Source organism: Streptomyces sp. NPDC058751 (assembly GCF_042746485.1).
Lineage (GTDB): Bacteria > Actinomycetota > Actinomycetes > Streptomycetales > Streptomycetaceae > Streptomyces.
The window spans coordinates 1-6,315 of sequence record NZ_JBHYPZ010000091.1 but is presented as its reverse complement, the minus strand read 5'-3'; the positions used below and the strand labels follow the sequence as shown (position 1 = coordinate 6,315).

Below are 6,315 nucleotides of genomic sequence, written 5' to 3'. Positions count from 1 at the left end.
GGGTGGGCATCGACGACGACTTCTTCGAACTCGGCGGGCACTCCCTCCTCGCCACCCGCCTGGTGAGTCGGGTGCGGTCCGCGTTCGGGTGCGAGCTGTCGGTGCGGGAGCTGTTCGACGCGCCGACCGTCGCGGGCATCGCAGCCGCACTCGACCACGCCGCCGACGGACGCCCCCGGCTCACGCCTGCCGTCTCCCGCCCGGAGAAGCTGCCCCTCTCCTTTGGGCAGCGCCGACTCTGGTTCGCCAACCGCATCGAGGGTGCGGGTGAGGCGTACAGCCTGCCCTTCGCCCTGCGTCTTTCCGGATCCCTGGACGTCGTGGCACTGCGTGCGGCGCTGGGGGACCTGGTGGAGCGGCACGAGGTGTTGCGGACGGTGTTCGCGGAGGACCAGGACGGTCCGTACCAGGTGGTCCGCGCCGACGCCGAAATCGAGCTGATGGCGGAGCCGATGTCCGAGGAAGACCTGGCGGGCCGTCTGGAGCAGGAGGCGCGGCGGGGCTTCGACCTGGCGACGGAGCTGCCGTTGCGTGCCTCGTTGTTCGAGGTGAGTGGTCAGGAGCACGTCCTGCTGCTGGTCATGTACCACATCGCGGCCGACGGCTGGTCGATCCCGGTGCTCAGCCGTGATCTGATCCGTGCCTATGCCGCCCGGTGTGCCGGTGACGCTCCCGGCTGGGCGCCGCTGCCGGTGCAGTACGCGGACTACACCCTGTGGCAGCGCGAGATCCTGGGTTCGGAAAGCGATCCGGAGAGTCCGATCTCCCGTCAACTCGACTATTGGAAGGAGCAGTTGGTCGAGCTGCCGGAGGAGCTGGAGCTGCCCACCGACCGCCCGCGCCGGGCTGTGCCCAGCTATCGCGGCGGGACCGTCGAGTTCGCGGTGGAGCAGGAGACGGCCGAGCGGCTGACGGCCTTCGCACGCCGGCATCGCGCCAGTACCTTCATGGTGCTGCACGCCGCCGTCACCGCCCTGCTCTCCCGGCTCGGAGCGGGCACCGACATCCCCGTCGGCACGGCCGTCGCCGGCCGTACGGACGACGCCCTGGACGACCTGGTCGGCTTCTTCGTCAACACCCTGGTGCTGCGCACCGACCTCTCCGGACGGCCGACCTTCGCCGAGCTGGTGGACCGGGTCCGCGAGACGGACCTGGCCGCCTACGCCCACCAGGACATCCCCTTCGATCGCCTCGTGGAGGCCGTCAACCCGCAGCGCTCCCTCGCGCGCCACCCGCTCTTCCAGGTGATGCTGTCGCTCGCGGGCGCCGACGCCTCGGACGGCGAGCCGACCGCGCTCCCCGGGCTCACCACGGCACCCCATCAGGTGGGTACCGCGTCAGCCGCCTTCGACCTGCTCTTCGGCTTCGGGGAGCGGCGCGACGAGCGCGGCGCCCCTGCGGGACTGTCCGCGCTCCTGGAGTACAGCACCGACCTCTTCGACGCCGAGACTGTCCAGTCCCTCGTCATGCGGTTCCAGCGGCTGCTCACGGCGGTACTCGCCGACCCGGACCAGCCGTTGGACCAGGTCGACGTACTGGACCCGCAGGAGCGGCACGAGCTGATCGAGGGGTGGAACGACACAGCCCGCGACCTGCCGCACGGCACCTGGGCCGACCTGTTCGAGGCCCAGGTGATTCGGACCCCCGACCATCCGGCCGTGGTGGACGGCGACACCGAGTTGAGCTACGTGCAGCTCAACGAGCGGGCCAACCGCTTCGCGCACCGGCTCATCGCCCTGGGCGTGCGGTCCGAACAGTTCGTTGCCGTCGCCCTGCCGAGGACCACCGAACTGGTGGTGGCTCTGCTCGGCCTCCTCAAAGCGGGCGCCGCCTACCTGCCCATCGACCCCAACTATCCGGCCGACCGACTGGAGTTCATGCTGACCGACGCCAGGCCCGACCTGCTGGTGACCACCCGTACCCTGGCCGGGAAGCTGCCGTACACCGACACCCCCCGACTGGTCGTCGACGAACCGAAGACAGCGCATGCCCTGCTCCAGGAGCCGGTCACCGACCCCACTGACCGGGACCGGAACGCGCCCTCGCACCCGACGAACCTGGCCTACACGATCTACACCTCGGGCTCCACAGGCCGCCCCAAGGGGGTGATGGTGCCGCACTCCGGGCTCGCGAGCCTGGCGGTCGGCCACGCAGAGAAGTTCGGCCTGGACGCCGACAGCCGGTTGCTCCAGCTGGTGTCGCCCAACTTCGACGCCGCCATCGGCGACTTCGTGATGGCGCTGCTCACCGGAACCACCATGGTGCTCGGCCCGGTCGACGGTCACCCCGGTGGCGACGAGCTGGCCGACCTGGTCCGACGTGCCGGGATCACCCACATGACGATCCCGCCGACCCTGCTGAGCACCCTGGACCCGGAGAGCACGCCCAGTCTGCGCGGCGTACTGATGGGCGGGGAGTCGTTCTCCGCCGAACTGGCGGCCCGATGGGCACGGGCCGGCGTACGCGTCGTCAACGTCTACGGCGCCACCGAGTCCACCGTGCTCACCACCATGAGCGATCCGCTGCGTGGCGACACTGCTCCCGACGCGGGGCGGCCCACCCCCAACGACCGCCTCTACATCCTCGACAGTGGGCTCAACCCGGTACCCGCGGGTGTGGTCGGCGAGGCTTACCTCGCGGGATCGGGGCTGGGTCGCGGCTATCTGCACCGCCCGGTGCTGACTGCGCAGCGGTTCGTCGCCGACCCGTTCGGCGGCCCCGGGGCACGCATGTACCGGACCGGTGACCTGGTGCGCCGCAACGCCAGGGGAGACATCGAGTTCGTCGGCCGGATCGACGAACAGGTGAAGATCCGCGGGTTCCGGGTGGAGCTCGGTGAGATCGAGGCCGTCCTCACCGCTCATCCCTTTGTGTCCCAGTGCCTGGTTGTGGTCGACGTCGACGGGCACAGCACCCGTCGCCTCGTGGCGTACGTGGTCCCCGTCGCCCCGGACGCGCCGGTCGACCAGGAGGAACTGCGCCGCCACCTGGCCGCGAGCCTGCCCGAGTACATGGTCCCCGCAGCACTGGTCCTGCTGGAGGTATTCCCGCTCACACCCAACGGGAAGATCGACCGCAAGGCGCTGCCGACCCCGGACTTCGACGCCGCGGCGACCGGCCGGGAACCGCGTGACGAGCGGGAGACGGCAATGTGCGCGCTGTACGCCGAAGTTCTGGGACTCGAACGGGTCGGTGTGGACGACGACTTCTTCGCCCTGGGCGGCGACAGCATCATGTCCATCCAACTGGCGAGCCGCGCCCGCCGTGCGGGTCTGGTCGTCTCCGCGAAGGACATCTTCGAGTACCGCACCGTGGCGGCGCTGGTCGGCGTCGCCGCTGAGGCGGCAGACCAGGAGCATGAAGACGAAGGCGCGGGCACCGGTACCATGCCGCTGACGCCGATCATGCATCACTTCGCCGAACTCGGCGGTCCCTTCGCCCAGCTCAACCAGTGGCGGATGCTCCAGGCGCCCGCCGGATGCGACGAGGAACGGCTGCGGGCGACCGTACAGGCGTTGCTCGACCACCACGACGCGCTGCGGCTGCGGGTGACGAAGGAGCAGGGCGCACCGGCCGACGGCCCGGGTGCCGGCGCTGGCTGGCACCTCGATGTCCAAGAGCCCGGCGCCGTCCAGGCCGAGGACTGCGTCCAGCGGGTGGACCTGCGAGGACTGGACGACCGGGCCGGGCTTCTCGCCATGGCCGAGCACACCAAGGCGGCGCGCGAGCGGCTCAGCCCCGATCGGGGACTGATGCTCCAGGTGGTCTGGTTCGACCGCGGCCCCGACCTGCCCGGGTTCGTCCTCCTGGACGCCCATCACCTCGCCGTCGACCCGGTGTCCTGGGCGGTGCTGCTGCCGGACCTCACCGAGGCCTGGCAGGACGTCGTCGACGGGCGCACCCCGCGGCTGCAGCCGGTGGGCACCTCCTTCGGCCAGTGGGCGCACCGACTCGCGAGCTGGGCCCTCGCCCCGGAGCGCGAGGCGGAACTTCCCTACTGGAAGGAGCTGCTGGAGCAGGCCGAGCCCCTGCTGGACCGAGCCGGGCGGGACTGGGACGCCGAGACCAACGAGAACGCGGAGGTCGTCGCCGTCACCGTTCCGACGGATGTCACCCGCGCGGTGCTCACCAGCGTTCCCGACGCTTTCTACGCGGGCGTCGACGACGTGCTGCTCGCCGCCCTGACGCTGGCACTCGCCGAACGGCGCCGGGGCAGCGGAACGGGCTATCTGGTGGACGTCGAGTCCCACGGCCGGGAGGAGGACGTCATCGTCGGCACAGACGTGTCCCGCACCATGGGTTGGTTCGCGGCCATGGCTCCCGTGCTCCTCGACGCCGGGACCTACGACCTGGCCGACGCGATGGCGGGCGGCCCCACCGCCGGTGAGGTGCTCCGCCGGATCAAGGAACGGCGCAGGTCGGCACCGGGCCACGGGATGGGCTTCGGCGCCCTGCGCCACCTCAACCCGCGTACCGGACCCGAGCTGGCCGCGCTGCCGCGCCCACAGATCGGGTTCAACTACCTGGGACGCGGTGGTGAGTCGGAATCCCGCGCCCCGCAGTCCAGCGCCACGGAGGGTGGCGCCCCAGCGGGAGCCAGGAGCGACTGGTCCGTGGCCAGCGACCTCATGGGCATCGGCGGCCAGGACCCGGTCATGCGTATGCCGCACGAACTGGAGATCGCCGTGGCCACCCGGGACCGGGCCGAGGGACCGGAACTCCAGGCCCACTGGGTGTGGCCCCGCGGCCTGTTCGAGGAGGCCGACGTGCGTGCCCTTGCCGAGGCCTGGGCCCGGGCGCTGCGCGCGCTCGCCGACCACACCGAGCGCCCCGAGGCGGGCGGCCACACCCCGTCGGACGTGGCGCTGTCCGAACTGAACCAGAGCGAGATCGACCTGCTGGAAGCCGAGTGGAGGATGACGAAATGAGCCAGTCGGGCCTGGAGGACATCTTGCCCCTGTCCCCGCTTCAGGAGGGAATGCTCTTCCACAGCGTCTACGACGTGACGGCGCCGGACGTCTACGCCGCGCAGCTCGTGGTGGACCTGGAAGGCACGCTGGATCGGGAGGCGCTGCGCGCCGCGGCGAGCGGACTGCTCGCTCGGCACGGCAATCTGCGCGCAGGCTTCCGCTTCCAGGGACTCAGTCGCAGCGCGCAGATCGTGCCCCGGCAGGTCTCCCTGCCCTGGCGGGACGTCGACCTGACCGATGTACCCGCGGCCGAACGCGGGGCCGCAGCGGACCGCGTGGTGGACGAGGAGCGCGGCCGCCGTTTCGACCTCGCCGAGCCACCGCTGCTGCGCTGCACACTGGTGCGGCAGGCCGAGTCGAGTCACCGTTTTGTACTGACGTTCCATCATATTCTGCTGGACGGCTGGTCATTGCCGATCATCTGGCGGGAACTCCTCGCGCTCTACGCCAGCAAGGGCGTGGCCAGAGGGCTGCCCGCGGTCCGCCCGTTCCGCGCCTACCTCTCGTGGCTGGCCCGCCAGGACCGCGCCGCGGCAAGGGCCGCCTGGCGTGAGGCCCTCGCCGGGTCGGACGGCCCGACCCTGGTCGCGCCGGGTGTCGGCGACGTGCCGGTCGTACCGGGCCAGCTGCACGCCGAACTCTCCGCCGAGCAGACCGCGAAGCTCACCGCGTGGGGCCGGGAGAGAGGGCTCACCCTCAACACCCTGGTCCAGGGGGCCTGGGCGCTCGTTCTGGCCGGCCTCACCGGTCGGTCCGACGTCACCACAGGCATCACCGTCTCCGGCCGTCCCTCCGAAGTCGAGGGTATCGAGGGCATGGTGGGTCTGTTCATCAACACCGTGCCGATGCGCGTACGGCTGCGTGCTGCCGAGCCGGTGGCGCACTACCTGCGACGACTGCAGGACGAGCAGGCCCGCATGATGGCCCATCAGCACATCGGCCTCGCCGAGATCCAGGCAGAGTCCGGTCTCGGTGGGCGCAAGCAGCTCTTCGACACCCTCGTGGTCTTCGAGAACTATCCTTCCGGCAGCCGCGGCGAGGGTACGTCCGGAGGTACGGGCGGACTGCGCGTGACCCGGGTCGCTGGACACGACGCCACGCACTATCCACTGGCCTTGATCGCCGGACCGGGAGAGACCCTCTCGCTCCGCCTCGACCACCGCCCCGACGTCTTCGCGACCGAGGCCGCGCAGGCCGTGCTCGACCGGGTGCTCCAGGTCCTGGGCGCTCTCGTGGATGCCGCCGACATGCCTGTCGCCCGTCTTGATCTGCTGGGTGCCGTCGAGCGGGAGCGATTGCTTGCGCTGGGTACCGGGCCGGAGCCTTTGGCCGAGCGGGCCACGTT

General features: G+C 71.0%; 2 protein-coding genes. Both read left to right on the top strand.

Annotation, left to right across the window (positions count from 1 at the left end):
* The coding region (locus tag ACFW6B_RS40895) for an amino acid adenylation domain-containing protein (protein ID WP_386604990.1) at positions 1 to 4,928 on the top strand (4,928 nt) is incomplete at its 5' end.
* The coding region (locus ACFW6B_RS40890) for a condensation domain-containing protein (protein ID WP_386604988.1) at positions 4,925 to 6,315 on the top strand (1,391 nt) is incomplete at its 3' end. The genes ACFW6B_RS40895 and ACFW6B_RS40890, both read left to right, overlap by 4 nt.